General features: G+C 66.3%; 15 protein-coding genes. 4 read left to right on the top strand and 11 right to left on the bottom strand.

All coding sequences use genetic code 11. From position 1 onward, the window contains the following. Positions 1–91: 91 nt before the first annotated feature. From PU724_RS22270 to PU724_RS22260, 3 genes are read right to left on the bottom strand one after another with little or no spacing between them, the layout of a single operon-like run. The gene (locus PU724_RS22270; RefSeq protein WP_127309044.1) at positions 92–1,237 is read right to left on the bottom strand and encodes an ABC transporter ATP-binding protein; all 1,146 of its coding nucleotides are present in this window, start codon (positions 1,235–1,237) and stop codon (positions 92–94) included. Continuing rightward, positions 1,218–2,177, bottom strand: a complete 960-nt coding sequence (locus tag PU724_RS22265; RefSeq protein WP_354422943.1) for a PfkB family carbohydrate kinase — start codon at positions 2,175–2,177, stop codon at positions 1,218–1,220. The genes PU724_RS22270 and PU724_RS22265 overlap by 20 nt, the downstream gene beginning before the upstream one ends. 3 nt (positions 2,178–2,180) lie before the next feature. After that, the gene (locus PU724_RS22260; protein ID WP_127309046.1) at positions 2,181–2,981 is read right to left on the bottom strand and encodes a beta/alpha barrel domain-containing protein; all 801 of its coding nucleotides are present in this window, start codon (positions 2,979–2,981) and stop codon (positions 2,181–2,183) included. Positions 2,982–3,161: 180 nt separating this feature from the next. Here PU724_RS22260 and PU724_RS22255 point away from each other — a divergent pair, with 180 nt between their 5' ends. Together PU724_RS22255 and PU724_RS22250 are read left to right on the top strand one after the other, a co-directional pair. Beyond that, positions 3,162–4,310 carry a Gfo/Idh/MocA family protein gene (locus PU724_RS22255; protein WP_354422945.1) on the top strand — a complete coding sequence of 383 codons (1,149 nt, stop codon included), beginning with the start codon at positions 3,162–3,164 and terminating at the stop codon, positions 4,308–4,310. A 14-nt stretch (positions 4,311–4,324) separates the two neighbouring features. After that, a complete protein-coding gene (locus tag PU724_RS22250) occupies positions 4,325–5,287 on the top strand; it encodes an alpha/beta hydrolase (RefSeq protein ID WP_127282929.1) in 963 nt (320 codons plus the stop codon). Between the two features lie 27 nt (positions 5,288–5,314). Here PU724_RS22250 and PU724_RS22245 read toward each other — a convergent pair whose 3' ends face one another. Beyond that, positions 5,315–6,337, bottom strand: a complete 1,023-nt coding sequence (locus tag PU724_RS22245; protein WP_127282928.1) for a LacI family DNA-binding transcriptional regulator — start codon at positions 6,335–6,337, stop codon at positions 5,315–5,317. Positions 6,338–6,643: 306 nt separating this feature from the next. Further along, positions 6,644–7,183 (bottom strand): Lrp/AsnC family transcriptional regulator, encoded by a 540-nt coding sequence (locus PU724_RS22240; protein WP_126056125.1) that lies wholly within the window; start codon positions 7,181–7,183, stop codon positions 6,644–6,646. 48 nt (positions 7,184–7,231) lie between these two features. On the opposite strand from PU724_RS22240, the gene PU724_RS22235 reads away from it, so the two are divergent. Both PU724_RS22235 and PU724_RS22230 read left to right on the top strand, forming a co-directional pair. Further along, positions 7,232–8,422: an MFS transporter gene (locus tag PU724_RS22235; protein WP_292349403.1), complete on the top strand. Its 1,191-nt coding sequence runs from the start codon at positions 7,232–7,234 to the stop codon at positions 8,420–8,422. A 61-nt stretch (positions 8,423–8,483) separates the two neighbouring features. Further along, complete coding sequence (locus PU724_RS22230; RefSeq protein WP_292349402.1) at positions 8,484–8,912, top strand: GNAT family N-acetyltransferase; 429 nt, start codon at positions 8,484–8,486, stop codon at positions 8,910–8,912. Positions 8,913–8,943: 31 nt separating this feature from the next. Here the strand turns inward: PU724_RS22230 and PU724_RS22225 are convergent, their stop codons facing one another. From PU724_RS22225 to PU724_RS22200, 6 genes are all read right to left on the bottom strand, one after another. Then, positions 8,944–10,059: an anhydro-N-acetylmuramic acid kinase gene (locus PU724_RS22225; protein WP_354422948.1), complete on the bottom strand. Its 1,116-nt coding sequence runs from the start codon at positions 10,057–10,059 to the stop codon at positions 8,944–8,946. 6 nt (positions 10,060–10,065) lie between these two features. Then, the gene (locus PU724_RS22220) at positions 10,066–11,070 is read right to left on the bottom strand and encodes a serine hydrolase domain-containing protein (protein WP_354422950.1); all 1,005 of its coding nucleotides are present in this window, start codon (positions 11,068–11,070) and stop codon (positions 10,066–10,068) included. Between the two features lie 106 nt (positions 11,071–11,176). Beyond that, positions 11,177–12,925 (bottom strand): ABC transporter ATP-binding protein, encoded by a 1,749-nt coding sequence (locus PU724_RS22215; RefSeq protein ID WP_354422952.1) that lies wholly within the window; start codon positions 12,923–12,925, stop codon positions 11,177–11,179. Beyond that, positions 12,922–13,761 (bottom strand): ABC transporter permease, encoded by an 840-nt coding sequence (locus PU724_RS22210; protein WP_354422954.1) that lies wholly within the window; start codon positions 13,759–13,761, stop codon positions 12,922–12,924. Before PU724_RS22210 ends, PU724_RS22215 begins: the two co-directional genes overlap by 4 nt. Next, positions 13,761–14,720: an ABC transporter permease gene (locus PU724_RS22205; protein ID WP_354422956.1), complete on the bottom strand. Its 960-nt coding sequence runs from the start codon at positions 14,718–14,720 to the stop codon at positions 13,761–13,763. Before PU724_RS22205 ends, PU724_RS22210 begins: the two co-directional genes overlap by 1 nt. Before the next feature lie 34 nt (positions 14,721–14,754). Continuing rightward, positions 14,755–14,951: hypothetical protein (locus PU724_RS22200; protein WP_426213644.1), on the bottom strand; the 197-nt coding region annotated here is incomplete at its 5' end.

The raw sequence follows: 14,951 nt of genomic DNA, 5'->3' as shown, positions 1-14,951 counted from the left end.
TCGGCTGCACAATGCGGACGATCGTCTGGTTTATTCAGAAGTCTTCATTCGCAGGCGCCTCGCTCTCGCCCGCCGGCTCTGCCGCAATTCTTCAGATCGCCAGATGCGTCTCGGGATCGAAGAAATGGAGCTTGCTGTCATCCAGGGCCAACCGGATTTCCGAGCCGGAGCGGACTGCGCTGTCCGGTTCGAATTTCGCCACCGCGTTCGACGTCAGGCCGTAATCCTCCACCGCGTCCGGGTCGCCGGAGTCCACCCGGACCGCGTCGATGTTCAGATGGACGATATGTTCCGACCCGAGTTCCTCGATCGAGGTCACCTTTGCCGGTATCGTCTGATATTTGCGGCCGGATTCGAGGCTGCTGTCATAGAGATGCTCCGGGCGGATCCCGAACACGACCTTGCGCCCCGCATACGACCTCAAGCCCGGCCTGCGCACGAAGGCCGCATCCTGCAGCCGGACGCCGAAGGTGCCGGACGTCAGTTCGTCGCCCGTCAGGGTCGCCTCGAAAAGGTTCATCGAAGGAGAACCGATGAAGCCGGCAACGAAGGCGTTCACCGGCGATTCATAGAGCCGCTTGGGTGTGTCGACCTGCTGCAGCACGCCGCCCTTCAACACCGCGACCCTGTCACCCATCGTCATCGCTTCGGTCTGGTCGTGGGTCACGTATATGGTCGTGACGCCGAGCTGCTTTTGCAGGCTGGTGATTTCGGCGCGCATCTGGACACGCAGCTTCGCGTCCAGATTGGAAAGGGGTTCGTCCATGAGAAAGGCGGCCGGCTCGCGCACCATGGCGCGGCCCATGGCAACCCTTTGACGCTGTCCGCCCGAAAGGTTCGCGGGTTTGCTGTCCAGCAGCGACGTCAGCTGCAGGGTCTTGGCGATCTCGTCCACGCGCTTCCTGCGCTCGGCCTTCGGCTTGCCCGCCAGCCGCATCGAAAAGGCGATGTTTTCGAACACTGTCATGTGCGGGTAGAGCGCATAGCTCTGGAAGACCATGGCAATGTCGCGGTCCTTGGGCGGCATGTCGACGACGTCGACGCCGCCGATCCGAAGGCTGCCGCTGGTGACGTCCTCCAGCCCCGCGATCATTCGCAACGCGGTGGATTTACCGCAGCCGGACGGGCCGACGAGGATCAGGAACTCGCCGTCCTCGACCGACAGGTTCAATTGGTCGATGGCGTGAAAATTGTTCCCGTAGGTCTTGCAGATATTCTCAAGAATGACTTCTGCCATTTTCCTCCTCCACAAGTCTCAGTTCGACCGCTGACGGAGCGTTCGTAGATGTCAGAAGTTTCGTGACCTGGTCGTTGGTGGGCAGCGCTTCGCGCCCGCCACGTCCCGTTACGGACAGGGCTGCGGCCGCGGCCGCGAACGCGACCCGGCCTGCGGTGTCGGCCCCGCGCGTCAATGCATGGGCATAGGCGCCATGAAAGCAGTCACCGGCGCCGGTCGAGTCGACGACGTCAACCCGGTGCGGGGGCAGGTGCCAGAGCCCTGTCTCGTCGCGCCCGCGATAGTAGACGCCCCTGCCGCCATCGGTCAGAACCACGGCGGACCGCGACGGCAACCATAGCGCATCGAGCATCTCGGCCGGCGATCGGCGGCCCGTGGCAGTCCGCGCAAAGCCGAGGGGAAGAATGAGATGGTCGCAGAGCGCGATCAGCCTCTGGGTGTCCGGGCCGCTGCTCCATTCGATATCGCCGAGGATCGCAAGGCCGAGATCGCGAGCCCGGGCCACGACATCCAGCGACCGGATCGCGTAGCTATCGACGATCAGGACGGCTGCCCGGCTGAGGATATCGTCCGGAAAGTCCGGCGTGGTGCCCAGCATCGCTTCGTCGTCATAGGCGATGAACCGTTCCCCATCCGAGCCGACGGTGATGCGCGAGCGCACCGGGCGCGCTTGCGGGTGGCGCGGTGCGAATGCGGTTTCAACGCCGCTCGCAACGAGATCGCACAGCACGGCGTCGTCCGCGGCACTGCCCAGCCATCCGACAAACCCGGCGGTTCCGCCGAGCCGCGCGACGGCGGCCAGCGCCGTCGCGACATTTCCGCCGAAAGCCCGGGCACTTTGCAGAACCTTTCCCTTACCCGCCGACAACGGCTGATCGACATAGACGATGTCGTCGATCGCAATAGCGCCGAAGCCGAGGATCGAGGGGACGGCGGGCATCGTTCAGGCACCCGCCTTCGCCAGGGCGTCTTTTGCCGACAGGCCGTCATGGATGACGCCGCGAAAGGCAAGCGCCGCCTTCTGCGGATCGCCATGCCCCCAGAGATTGCGGCCGACCACGGCACCGCGCGCGCCGGCACGGATGGCGTCCGCCGTCTGCTGAAGCGCGCCGAGCAGCGTATCGGTCTTCGGACCACCCGCGATCACAACCGGCACCGGGCAGGTCCGGACGGTCTCTCGGAACGACTCGAAATCGCCCGTGTAGCCGATCTTGATCACGTCGACGCCGGACTCGTAGCCGATGCGCGCCGCATAGGCGATCTCGTCGGGGGTGAAGACGATTTTCGCCCCGTCGGTGAAATCGCGAGGGTAGATATGCGCCACCACCGGCATGCCGTAGCGAGCCGCCGCGTTCACCGAATCGGTCAGCCAGCGTATGTACTTGCCCTCGGTCGCGCCGCGCACCGGAATGGCCACTGCCAATGCATCGGCCCCCGCGCGCACCGCATCCTCGGGCGTTGCGATCAGCTCGCTGATGCGATCGTCCGGAGTGAAGCAGCCCGCCTGGATCACCAGGGAAGCCTTGCCCGCATATTGCGGCCACAAATGGCGGGCGGTGCCAGGCTGGATGCTGACATAGTCGGGTTTGCCCGCCATGACGCGCGCCAGCGCCCCCGGCAGGTCGGCAAGGCCGCCTTTGCGCACGTCGCCATAGCCGACGAAGTGGTCGACCGCGCCGCCAAAAAGGTTCCCCGATGGATGCGAGAAGAGGCGCGCAAGGCGCACCTTGGTTCCGAGGCTCATGAGTTCAAAATTCCCCAATCGGTTGTTTTCAAAATCCTGCTGCGTCAGCGTTTTCATATGCTCCATAAAATTTTTACGCGCGTCAAGAATTAAAATGTTGTATAGCGGCTTTCGATTGTGATCCATTGCTTGCGCCAGGGTGCGGCCAAGCCGTGGCCGCGTTGGGAGGTACGATCGAAAATGCACGGAAAATCAAAGACAAAGCTCGGCATCGGTGTCATCGGATGCGGCAACATCTCGATGACCTATCTGCGCAATGCGGCTCTGTTCGGCGGGATGGAGTTGCGCGCCTGTGCCGACATTTCCGCCGACATGGCGGCGCTCCGTGCCAAGGAATACGGCATCCGCGCGCTCGGCGTCGACGCGTTGCTGGCCGACCCGGACATCGACCTTGTCCTCAACCTGACGATACCGGCGGCGCACTTCGACATCTCGTTCTCGGCGCTTTCGGCCGGCAAGCACGTCTTCACCGAAAAGCCGCTGGCAACCTCGGCCGGCGACGGCCGCCGGCTGGTCGCCGAAGCAGCCAGCCGCGGCCTGCTGCTCGGCTCGGCTCCCGACACCTTCCTCGGTGCCGCCGGGCGCCGCGCGCGCCGCCTGATGGATGTGGGCGCCATCGGCCGCGCGGTGACCGGCACCGCCTTCATGATGGGGCGCGGCATGGAGCACTGGCATCCCAATCCGCAATTCTACTACCAGCCCGGCGGCGGCCCGGTCTTCGACATGGGCCCTTACTACCTGACGATGCTGGTCAACCTGCTCGGCCCGGTCGCCAGCGTCATGGCCATGGCGACGCGCGGCCAGGAGGAGCGGCTGATCACCGCCGACGGTCCCTTCAAAAACACCAGCTTCAAGGTCGGCACGCCGACCAACATCCTGTCGCTGCTCGAATTCCGCTCCGGCGCCAGCGTCACCTTCGGCGCCTCCTGGGATGTCTTCAGGCACTCCAACCATCCGATCGAACTGCACGGCACCGAGGGCTCGCTGAGACTCCCCGATCCCGACACGTTCGGCGGCACCGTCTCGCTGTCGGCGCGCGGCGCCGAGTGGAAGGATTTCGAGAGCGACAGCGAGCTCTACGGCGCGCGCAACTGGCCCAATGCCGCGCCCGACCGCGCCAACTACCGCATGCTCGGTGTCGCCGATCTGGTCCGGTCGCTGTCCGAGGGCAGGAGGCCGCGCGCCTCCGGCGAACTGGCGCTGCATGTGCTGGAGATCATGGAGGCGATCCTCGCCTCGGGCGAGCGCCGCGGATCGGTTGCTGTCAATGGCACCGTCGACCAGCCGCCGCTTCTCGCCGAGGACGAGGCGACGAGCCTGCTGGCCTGACGGGAGGCCGCCCGATGACGACATCGCCCTCGACGGCAGCCGGGCTCGATCCGCAAGCCCGCCACGTGCTCGATCTCGGCCGGCAGGCCGCCGCCCCGCCGTTCGAGACCGGCACGCCCGAAGAGGCGCGCCGCGCCTATGACCAGGGCTCTCCGGACCTGCAGGGCGAGCGCGAGCCGGTCGGCCTGGTCGGCGAGCGCACGCTCGCCGGACCCGGCGGATCGCTGGTGGTAAGAATCTATCGCGGGCAGGGGGCTCCGTCCCGGGCTGCTCCCGCGCTGCTCTATCTGCACGGCGGTGGCTGGGTGATCGGCAATCTCGACTCGCATGACGAGATCTGCCGCTGGTTCGCCAACATCGCGGCATGCGTCGTCGTTTCGCCCGCCTACAGGCTGGCGCCGGAGCACAAGTTTCCGGCGGCGGTCGAGGACTGCCGCGCCGCGCTCTCCTTCATGCGGGATGAGGCCGCCGCTCTCGGCATCGATGCTGGGCGCATCGCCGTTGCGGGCGACAGCGCCGGCGGCAATCTCGCCGCCGTGCTCAGCCTGCTCGCGCGGGACGACCGGATTCCGGTGACCGCACAGCTTCTGCTCTACCCCAACACCGATGCCGCGCAGACGGCGGACAGTTACCGACGCTTCGCCGAGGGTTTCGGCCTGACCGCCTCGACCATGGCATGGTTCCGCGACCAATATGTTCGCGACGCCGGCGACATCGACGACTGGCGCGTCTCGCCGCTGAAGACCAAAGGCCTTGCCGGTGCCGCCCCCGCCTTCGTCGCCATCGCCGGCCACGACATCCTCGCCGACGAGGGCGAGGCCTATGCCAGGCGTCTCCATAACGACGGCGTGCCGGTGGTGCTCAAGCGCTGGCCGGGCCAGATCCACGGCTTCGTCTCGATGGGCCGCCACGGCCCGGCATCGCGGCAGGCTGTCGAGGCGGCGGTCGCCGCCTGGCGGAGCTTCGATCCCGGTTGAGTTGGGTCGGGTCTGTCGAGGTTCAGGTCACGCCGACTGGCGCATCACCAGCGTCGCGTCGAGATTGACCTTGGGCGCCACCGCCGTCCCGTCCTCGTTGAGCAGCCCCAGCAGCGTTTCGACGCTGCGCCCGGCCATGGCGGCGAAGTCCTGCGCCATGGTGGTGAGGCCGGGGCAGGTGTAGCGGCTGAGCGGATGATCGTCATGCGCCGCGACCCTGAGGTCGCAGTCCGCCTTGCGGCCGACCTTGATCCCCTTCGAAAAGGCGGCCGCCATCACGCCGAAGGCGAGACGATCGTTGTTGCACAGGATGGTCTTGCCCGGCAGGCCGCCACTACCGAGCATCCTCTCGGTCTGTTCGTAGCCGATCCGCTCGAAATCCCAAGTGTAGTCCCTGGTATTGCCTATGACGATCGGCTCATGCCCGAGCCGCTTCATCGAGGCGACATAGCTGGCCAGCCGTTCGGGCGAGTTGTGGTTGACATGCGGGATGTCGAAATAGACCGGCGCGTCGCCCGATCGGCAGAGATACTCGACGATCGTCGCGACGCTCTGCGTGTTGTTGTTGCCGACGAAGGGCGTGCCGCCTTCGAGATAAGTGTCGAAATATACGATCGGGATGGCCTGCGTCAGCTTCTCCAGCGTGCGGTGATCGGAGCGCCGCCCGAGCGGCGCGACGAGGGCGCCGGAGACCTTCAAGGACAGGATGGTACGCGTCGCCTCGACCTCGAGCTCGGTCGAGCCGTGCGAGGAAATGACGATCGGCCAATAGCCTTCGTCGCGCAGCCGAAGCTCGATGCGGCTGACCATTTCCGAATAGAACGGGTCGGTCACCGTCGGTACGACAATGCCGATGCTGCGGGTGCGCTTGCGGTTGAGGTTGCGGGCGAACAGATTCGGCTGATAGTCGGAGGAGCGCAGCGCCTCCTCGATGCGCTTTCTGGTCGCCGGCTTGACGCTGGTCGGATCGTCGAAATATTTCGACAGCGTCGGTCTGGAGACGCCGCAGGAACGGGCGAAATCCTCCATCGTCTTGTGCGTCATCGCCATTCCAACCCTCGCGGCATGGACATCCGAAGAATCCTCGGTTCCATGCGACTGCCCCGGCACCTACTTAGAGCGCGCCGGCGCGCACCTGCAAGGTGAAACTTTACAGACAAGTTTTCAAGTTTCAACGCGTTATGAGAAATTATTGCATGCGTAAATTTTGTGCAGAAGCGTGTGCAGCTTGCAGTGAGGGTAACGCCTAGAGCCGGATGATTTCAGGTCGAATCGACCTGAAATCTGAATCCGGCTCTAAATCAGAGAAATAGAGCTGTCGCCCGAAAGCCGCTTCACACTTTTCGGCATCATGCTCTAGTAGACCGGCGTCGCCATATGCCGGGGAGCGGGCCATTCTTGCGTGATGCCGGGCTGCACCGGCCGCTCGAGATACGTCGACAGCACCACATAGCTGCGCGTCGAGGTGACGCCCGGCGTTTCGTAAAGCCGTGACAGCAATCCCTCCAGCGCGCGCGTGTCTTCGGTGCGGACCTTGAGCAGCATGCAGGTGTCGCCGGCCACCGTATGGATCTCCTCGACTTCGGGGAATTCGGACACCGCCATCAGCTCCGGCGTCTTGCCCCAGCCCCTGGTGTCGATATGCACGAAGGCTAGCAGCGGCTTCTTCACCGCTCTGGGATCGATGATCGCCGCCGTGGCGCGGATGGCGCCGCTGCGCTTGAGGCGCTTCACCCGCTCATGCGCCGCCGGCGGCGACAGGCCGACGCGATCGCCGAGCTCGGCGTAGCTGATGGTCGCGTCGTCGACCAGGATGCCTAATATCTTTCGGTCGATAGGGTCGATATCGCGGGCAGGCTGCCTGTTCCGCTGAATGCCATCTGTTTCTTCATCCATATCGGAATTCCTCATTCATGCAGAATTAAATACGGCCATTATGAGCATATGTCGAACAGTGATCAATCAGCAATTCTGGTGGCGGCGCCCCGGCCGCCGATCCCGGCGCTCGCCTATCTCCTGACCGGCTGCATCGCCGTCATCGGTTCCAACTCGCTGGTTCTCGGCCCGATCGCGCCCGCCGTGGCGACCTCGTTCGGGACGAGCGTGCCGGCGGTGATGAGCGCGGCCGCCGCCTTTGGCCTCGGCACCTCGGCCAGCGCGCTCTTCCTTGCCCGCTACATCGACCGGGTGGGCGCGCGCCGCATGCTGCAGGGCGCATTGCTGCTGCTGGCGCTGGCCCTGGTCGCCAGCGCGCTGGCACCGACGGTGACGGCGCTGGTCGCGGCCCAGCTGGTCGCCGGCATCGCCGCCGGCGTCGCCATGCCGGCGATCTACGCGAGTTCGGCGGCGATCGCGCCGCCCGGCCGCGAAAGCGGCACCATCGGCGTCGTGCTGACCGGCTGGACGCTCTCCATGGTGGCCGGCGTCTCGCTGTCGGCCGTGCTTGCCGATCTCGTGCACTGGCGCGCCGTCTTCGCCGCCGTCGCGCTCCTGGCCGCGACCGCCGTCGTCGGCCTGACAATGAGTTCGCTGCGCGACAGCAAGAAAAGCGGCCCGGCGCCTTCGCCGCTCGGCGCCCTCGCCGTTCCCGGCATCCTGCCGCTGCTGATCGCCTGCGGCGCCTTCATGACCGCCTTCTACGGCGTCTACGGCTATCTCGGCGATCACCTTCACCAGGGCCTCGGCGAGCCGGTCAGCGCCAATGGCCTGGCGGCACTCGCCTATGGTTTCGGCTTTGGCGCGGCGGCACTGCTCGACGGCGTCATCGATCGCCTCGGCGCCCGGCGCGTCATGCCGTTCGCCTATCTGCTGGTGGCGGCCGTCTATGTCGCCATGGCCACCGCCAGCGGCAGCTTCGGCCTGCTGATGGCGACGGTCGCCCTCTGGGGCCTTGCCAACCATTTCGGGCTGAACGTCCTGGTGATGCGCCTCACCGCGCTCGACCCCACGCAGCGCGGCACCATCATGGGCCTGAACAGCTCCGTCACCTATCTTGCCGTCTCCATCGGCACCGCCGGCTTCGGCCCGCTCTATACGAGCCTCGGCTTCGCCAATTGCGCCGTGATCGCGGCCCTGCTGATGCTGGTCGCCGCTTCGGCGGCGGCATGGCGCTCGGCAGGCACTGCCCAGCAGTAAGCTTGCGTCCCTGTTCGGTCCTTCGCTAAGGCTGGCAAATGGAACCGAACTGGACGAAGCGATGAAGACGACGCTTGAGACCACCGCCGATCCTTCGGTGCAGGAACTGGCCTTCCTCGGCGAGCAACTCACGGCCTTCAACGACGCCGATGTCGGCGCCTCGGGCCGAAAGTCGCTCGCCGTCTTCGTTCGCGACGAGGCTGGCAAGGTCGTCGCCGGCATCTCCGGCTACACCGCCTGGGGCTGGCTCTTCGTGCAATGGCTGTGGGTCGACGAGAGCCTGCGCGGCCAGCACATGGCGGGCCAGATGCTGCAGGCGGCCGAACTGGAAGCGGTGGCGCGCGGCTGCCATGGCGCCTGGATCGACACCTTCAATCCCAAGGCGGCCAGGGCCTATGAGCGCCAGGGTTACCAGCCGTTCGGCACGCTGCCCGATTTCCCCATCGGCCGCAGCCGCATCTTCCTGCAGAAGAGCCTGACTGCCGCCTGATCGGCGGTCCGGAATTGCGGCAAGCAAAACTCTACCCGGCGAGTTTCCCGCCGCGCATCGGCTGCGGCACGCCAGTCGTGCTCGGAAAACTGATCGGCAGGCCACGCAGCACGCGCACCGCCAGGAACGCAAAACACTCCGCCTCGACCGCGTCGCCCTTCCAGCCCAGCGTCTCGGCCTGCACGGCCTCGACGCCGGCACGGCTGGCGAGCATCGCCATCATCGTCGGGTTGTGGCGGCCGCCGCCGCTGACCACCAGCCGCTTCGGCCGATGCGGCAGAAGGTCGAGCGCCTTGCCGACGGCGGCGGCGGTGAAGGCGGTCAGCAAGGCTGCGCCATCCTCGGCGCCGAGGCCTTCGGCCATCGCGGCGGTGAAGTCGAAACGGTCGAGCGATTTCGGATAGGGCTTGGTCAGATAGGGATGTTGAAGCAGCCTGGCGAGCCGCGCCTCGTCGACCGTGCCGGCGCGCGCCAGCGCGCCGTCGCGATCCATGTCGCCAAGCCCCTTTGCCTTGATGAAATCGTTGAGCGGCGCGTTGGCCGGTCCGGTGTCGAAGGCGACGACATTGTCGTTGCCGTCCCACCAGGTGATGTTGGCGACGCCGCCGAGATTGAGCACCGCCATGTCGCCGCTGGCATCGGCCGCGCACAGCAGCGCGGTGTGATAGGCAGCCGCCAGTGGCGCGCCCTGTCCGCCGGCGCGCATGTCGGCCGAGCGGAAGTCGTAGGCGACCTTGGTTCCGAGGATCGAGTGCATCAGCTCGCCGTCTCCGAGCTGGCGGGTCTGGCCGAGCAGGCCGGCCTCCGGCGCGCGATGCAGCACCGTCTGGCCGTGGAAGCCGACGACGCCGATATCGGCCATGGTCAGGCCATGGCTTTCGACAAGGTCCTTCACGGCCGCCGATTGCGCGCGCGTCAGTGCCTCCTCGGCCTCGCGGAAGATCGCCGGTTCCGGTCCGGTGAAGTTCCACGCGCGCGCCTGCCGCAGCGTCTCCTCCAGCAGGGTACGGATCGATTGCGGGTAGGGCGCCAGCGTATAGGTGCCGAAATCCGCGATCCGCTCGCCGTCGGTCCTGATCAGCGCGACGTCGATATTTCCGTCAAGCACGGTGCCGGTCATCAGGCCGACGGCCCAGATTGGTTGCATGGGTTGCTAGTCCCCGTTGACGCGATCGCCGACAGCCTGGCGAAGCGCGGCGATTCCACTGTTAAAATGACGTGTCGGATGGATCCGGTTGGTGAGCAAGGTCCAGGCCCTGCCTTTGTCGAAATCGATCCACAGCCCGGTGCCGGTGAAGCCGGTATGGCCGATCGTGCCGGGGCTGCAGAGCCCGCCGCCGGACCAGCCTTCGTAAGGGCGTTCCCAGCCATGGGTGCGGGTGGCCGACAGCGGCGCCCGCATCAGCGCGATCGAGGCCGGCGAGGCGCCGGTTCCGTCGAGCAGCCCTTGCGCGAAATCGAGGACCGAGGCAGCCGTGCCGAACAGGCCGGCATGGCCGGCGCCGTCCAGCGCCGAGCAATTGTCGTCATGCACCTCGCCTGAGAGCACGCGGTGGCGCCAGGTGCAGTCTTCCGTCGCTGCTGCCTGGTCAGGCGCGGCCGAGAAGGCAAAGCCCGGACCGGGATCCATGGCGCGGATCCTCTTGCCCGACAGGCGCTCCATCGCCAAGCCGAGCAGGATGAAGTTGATGTCGGAATAGACCGGCATGCCGGCCTGCCATTCGCGCTGCAGGATGAAGGCGCGCAAGAGGTCGGGATCGCGGCCATAGGTGTATATGGGCGCGACGGCCGGAAACGGCGTCTGGTGGCCGAGGCACTGGCGAAACGTCACCTTCCGCTCCCACGCCTTCTCGTCATATTGGCGCAGGTCCGGCAGCACCGAGATCAGCGGCGCGTCGAGGTCGATGACGCCATCCTCAGCCAGCTTGAGAATGCGCGGCGTGGTGTAGATCACCTTGGTCAGGGAGGCGAGATCGAACCAGGTTCCCACGTGCATGGGCCTGGGTTCGGGCACGCGTTGGGCAAGGCCTGTTGCACGCACGACGCGGGCGCCGCCGCGCTCGACAATCCCTAACACGCCGCCCGGAATGCGGCCCTCATTCACCGCGGTTTCGAGCGGCGCGAAGGCGTGGGTGAAGAGCTCGGCGAGGGCGGTCAATATCGGCCTCCATCGGAGAGGCAGCGATCCGTCCCACACCCCTCTGGCCGGCAGGCCGGAGGGGTGTGCTGTCCCGCCAAGCCTGCACATCTTTGAGCGCTGTGCTTCACCCCTCGACCCTCACTCTATGGTCCGGCCCAAACACATCCCACTTTGCTGGCCCCGGTTCAAACCCCAGCGGCCGCACCAGCGACGGCACTTGCCGCGTGTCCAATTCGAAACGCTGGCGCCGCCGCTCGATGGTCGGCACCGCCGCGAGGAGTTTCTTCGTGTAGGCATGCCTTGGCGCCGACAGCACCGACTTCGCATCGCCGATCTCGACGATCTGGCCGGCATAGATGACGGCGATCCGGTGCGCGATGCGCTCCACCACGGCCATGTCGTGCGAGATGAACAGATAGGCCAGGCCAAATTCGCGCTGCAGGTCGACCAGAAGCTCCAGCACCCTGGCCTGTACCGAGACGTCGAGCGCCGAAACCGCTTCGTCGAGCACGACGACGGACGGGTTCAGCATCAACGCGCGCGCTATGCACAGCCTTTGCCGCTGGCCGCCGGAGAATTCGTGCGGGTAGCGCTCCAGGCTGTTTTCCGGCAGGCCGACGCGCTTCAGCAGCGTCGTCATCCTCGCCCGCGTCTCTGCATTCACGCGGCCGCCGCTGGCGATCACCGGTTCGGCGAGGATGCTCTCGATCGTCAGCCTGGGATTGAGCGAGGCATAGGGGTTCTGGAACACCATCTGGGTCGGCAGCGCGCTCTGCCCGGCGGCGGCCTTGCGGGCGCTCGCCGAGAAGCTGCCGCGCGTCGAGCGCACCAGGCCTAGCACCGCGCGGGCCGTGGTCGACTTGCCGGAGCCGCTCTCGCCGACAATGGCCAGCGTCTCGCCCGGCATCAGCTCGAAATCGACGCCGTCGACGGCATGCACTGCGCCGGTGGCGCGCCCGAACAGGCCGCTCCTGACCGGATAGCGCACGACAAGCCCGTCGACCTTGAGCGCCGGCTCGGCGTCAGGCGCCTTCTCGCGCCGCCCGTCCGAACGCGTTGCCTTGCCGCTGGCGAAATGCGGCACGGCGTGCAGCAAATGCTGCGTATAGGCATGCCGCGGATGGTCGAGGATCTGGTTCAGCTCGCCCTGTTCGACGGCCTGTCCGTTCTGCATCACCATCACCTTGTCGGCGATGCCGGCGACGAGGCCGATATCGTGGGTGATGAAGATCATCGACATGTCGGTCTCGCGCTTCAGCTCGGCCAGCAGCGCCATGATCTGCGCCTGCACCGTCACGTCGAGCGCCGTCGTCGGCTCGTCGGCGATCAGCAGGCGCGGATTGCAGGCAAGCGCCGTGGCGATCATCACCCGCTGCAGCATGCCGCCGGAAAGCTGGTTCGGCGTGTATTTCAGCCGTCGCGCCGCATCGGGGATGCGTACCCGGTCGAGCGCATCCTTGGCGGCGGCCATCGCCTGGCGGCCGGTCAGGCCGCGATGCAGGCGGAACGATTCCGCAATCTGTGTGCCGATGCTCAGCACCGGGTTGAGCGAGGTCATCGGCTCCTGGAAGATCATGCCGATCTCGGCGCCGCGGATCTTCGTCAGTTGCGGCTCCGTCGCCCCGGCCAGATCGAGCACGCCGCCGTCGCCGCGCCTCAGCCGGATCGAGCCGCCGGTGATCTTGCCGCCGCCGAAGTCGACGAGCCGGTTGATCGACAGCGCGGTGACCGACTTGCCGGAGCCGCTCTCGCCGACGATGGCGAGCGTTTCGCCGTCGGCGAGCTCGAAGCTCACGCCACGGACAACTTCATTGGCCTCGGCCTTGCGGCCGAAGCCGACGCTGAGATCGGATACGGAAAGCAGCGGGATCACGCGATCGCCCTCTGCATCTTCGGGTCGAGAATGTCGCGCAGGGCGTCGCCCAAAAGGTTGAAGCCGAGGATACTGATCATGATGGCGATGCCTGGGAAGATCATCAGCCACGGCGCCGTTTCCATAAGATTGCGGCTGTCGCTCAGCATCAGGCCGAGCGAGGCGGCGGGCGGCTGCGTGCCGAGGCCGAGGAAGCTGAGGCTGGCTTCGGTGAGCAGCGCCCAGGCCAAAGCCAGCGTCACCTGGACGGTCAGCGGCGCGACCAGATTGAGCAGCAGGTGCCTGGTCAGGATGTAGCTTGAACTGCTGCCGAAGGTGCGCGCGGCGTCGACGAATTCGCGCGCCCTGAGCGACAGCGCCGGGCCGCGCACCACGCGCGTGAAGATCGGCGTGTAGACGATGCCGATGGCAAGCACGCTGGTCCAGGTGCCGGGACCGGCGACGGCGACGATCAGCAGCGCCAAGAGGATCGCCGGGAAGGCGAGCAGCACGTCCATGATCCGCATCAGCACGCCGTCCCAGCGTCGGCCGAACCAGGCGGCCGCGAGGCCGAGGACGGTGCCGGCGAGCGTGGCGAGAGCCACCGAGAAGAAGGCGACGGTGAAGGACTGGCCGATGCCCATCATCAGCCGGCTCGCGACGTCGCGGCCGAACAGGTCGGTGCCCATCCAGTAGCCGGCGCCTGGCGCGTGCAGGCGGTCGACGCGGTACTGAGCCAGCGGGTCGTGCGGCGTAAGCCCGAGCAGGCCAAGCGCGGCAAGCAGGAGATAGAGCCCGACGATGAAACCGCCGATGCGGCCGCTGGTATGGGCGAAGATGGCTTTGAGGATGCGCATCAATTCTCCCCCAGCCGGATACGCGGATCGAGCGCGGCATAGGCGAGGTCGACCAGGAGATTAACGATCATGAAGTTGAAGGCGATAAACAGCACGCATCCCTGCACCAGCGCATAGTCGCGCTGCAGAATCGCGTCGAGCACCAGCCGGCCGAGGCCGGGCAGCGCATAGATCTGCTCGACGATGACTGCGCCGCCGAGCAGGTAGCCGAATTCGATGCCGCTCAGCGTCACCACCGGGATCAGCGCGTTGGGCAAGGCATGGCGCCAGATGACGCTGCGCGCCGAGGCGCCCTTGCTGCGGGCGGTGCGCACATAGTCGTCGCTCAAGACGTCGAGCATGGCCGAGCGCGATATGCGGGTGACCGAGGCGGCGAAGGCGAAGCCGAGCGTGATGGCGGGCAGGATCAACTGGCCAAGATTGCGCAGCGGATCCTGCCAAAGCGGCGCGAACTCGCCCATCGCCGGCAGCACGCCGAAGCCGGCCGACAGCGTGTAGATGATCAGCAGCGCCAGCACGAAGTTCGGCGTCGACTGGCCGATCATGGCGGCGATGCGCACGCCGAGGTCGGAGAACTTCTCGTTGCGCGTGGCGGCGAAGACGCCGGCGGGCACGCCGACCAGAAGCGCGATCAGCATCGACATTAGCGCCAGCTCGAGCGTCAGCGGGAAGCGCTCGAGGATGACGTCGAGCACCGGCCTGCCATAGGTTGTCGAAATGCCGAGATCGCCGTGCAGCAAGCCGAGCAGCCAGCGCCCGTACTGGACGAACCAGGGCTGGTCGATGCCGAAATAGGCGGCCAGCGCAGCGCGCTGCTGCGGCGTCAGAAGCCCGGCCTCGGTGCCCAGCATCGCCGTGATCGCGTCACCCGGAACCATCCGGATGGCGACGAACACGACGATGGAGACGCCGATCAAAACGAGAGGAAACACCGCCAGGCGTCTGAGCAGATAGGTCACGCGAAGAACACCTCTCGCCCGCTCGCTTCGGCCGCTACTGCTGGATCGTGACCTTGCTCAGGCTGAACAGCGTGCCGGTTGGCGTCGGCACGAATCCCGCGACGTTCTTCTCTGGTTGCCGCCCTCGATGCAAGAAGCTTTCCAACCTGATGTTCGGTGATCGAGTGCGTTCTTCTCTCAGGCCTTTTCCTCGCGGCCTTTCAAGAAGCCGCTGGCCGGTATGGTGATCTG

Origin of the sequence: Mesorhizobium abyssinicae (assembly GCF_049887195.1) — a bacterium.
Lineage (GTDB): Bacteria > Pseudomonadota > Alphaproteobacteria > Rhizobiales > Rhizobiaceae > Mesorhizobium > Mesorhizobium abyssinicae.
Note: the sequence above shows the minus strand (reverse complement) of the source record. Positions and strands in the feature narration are given on the sequence as shown.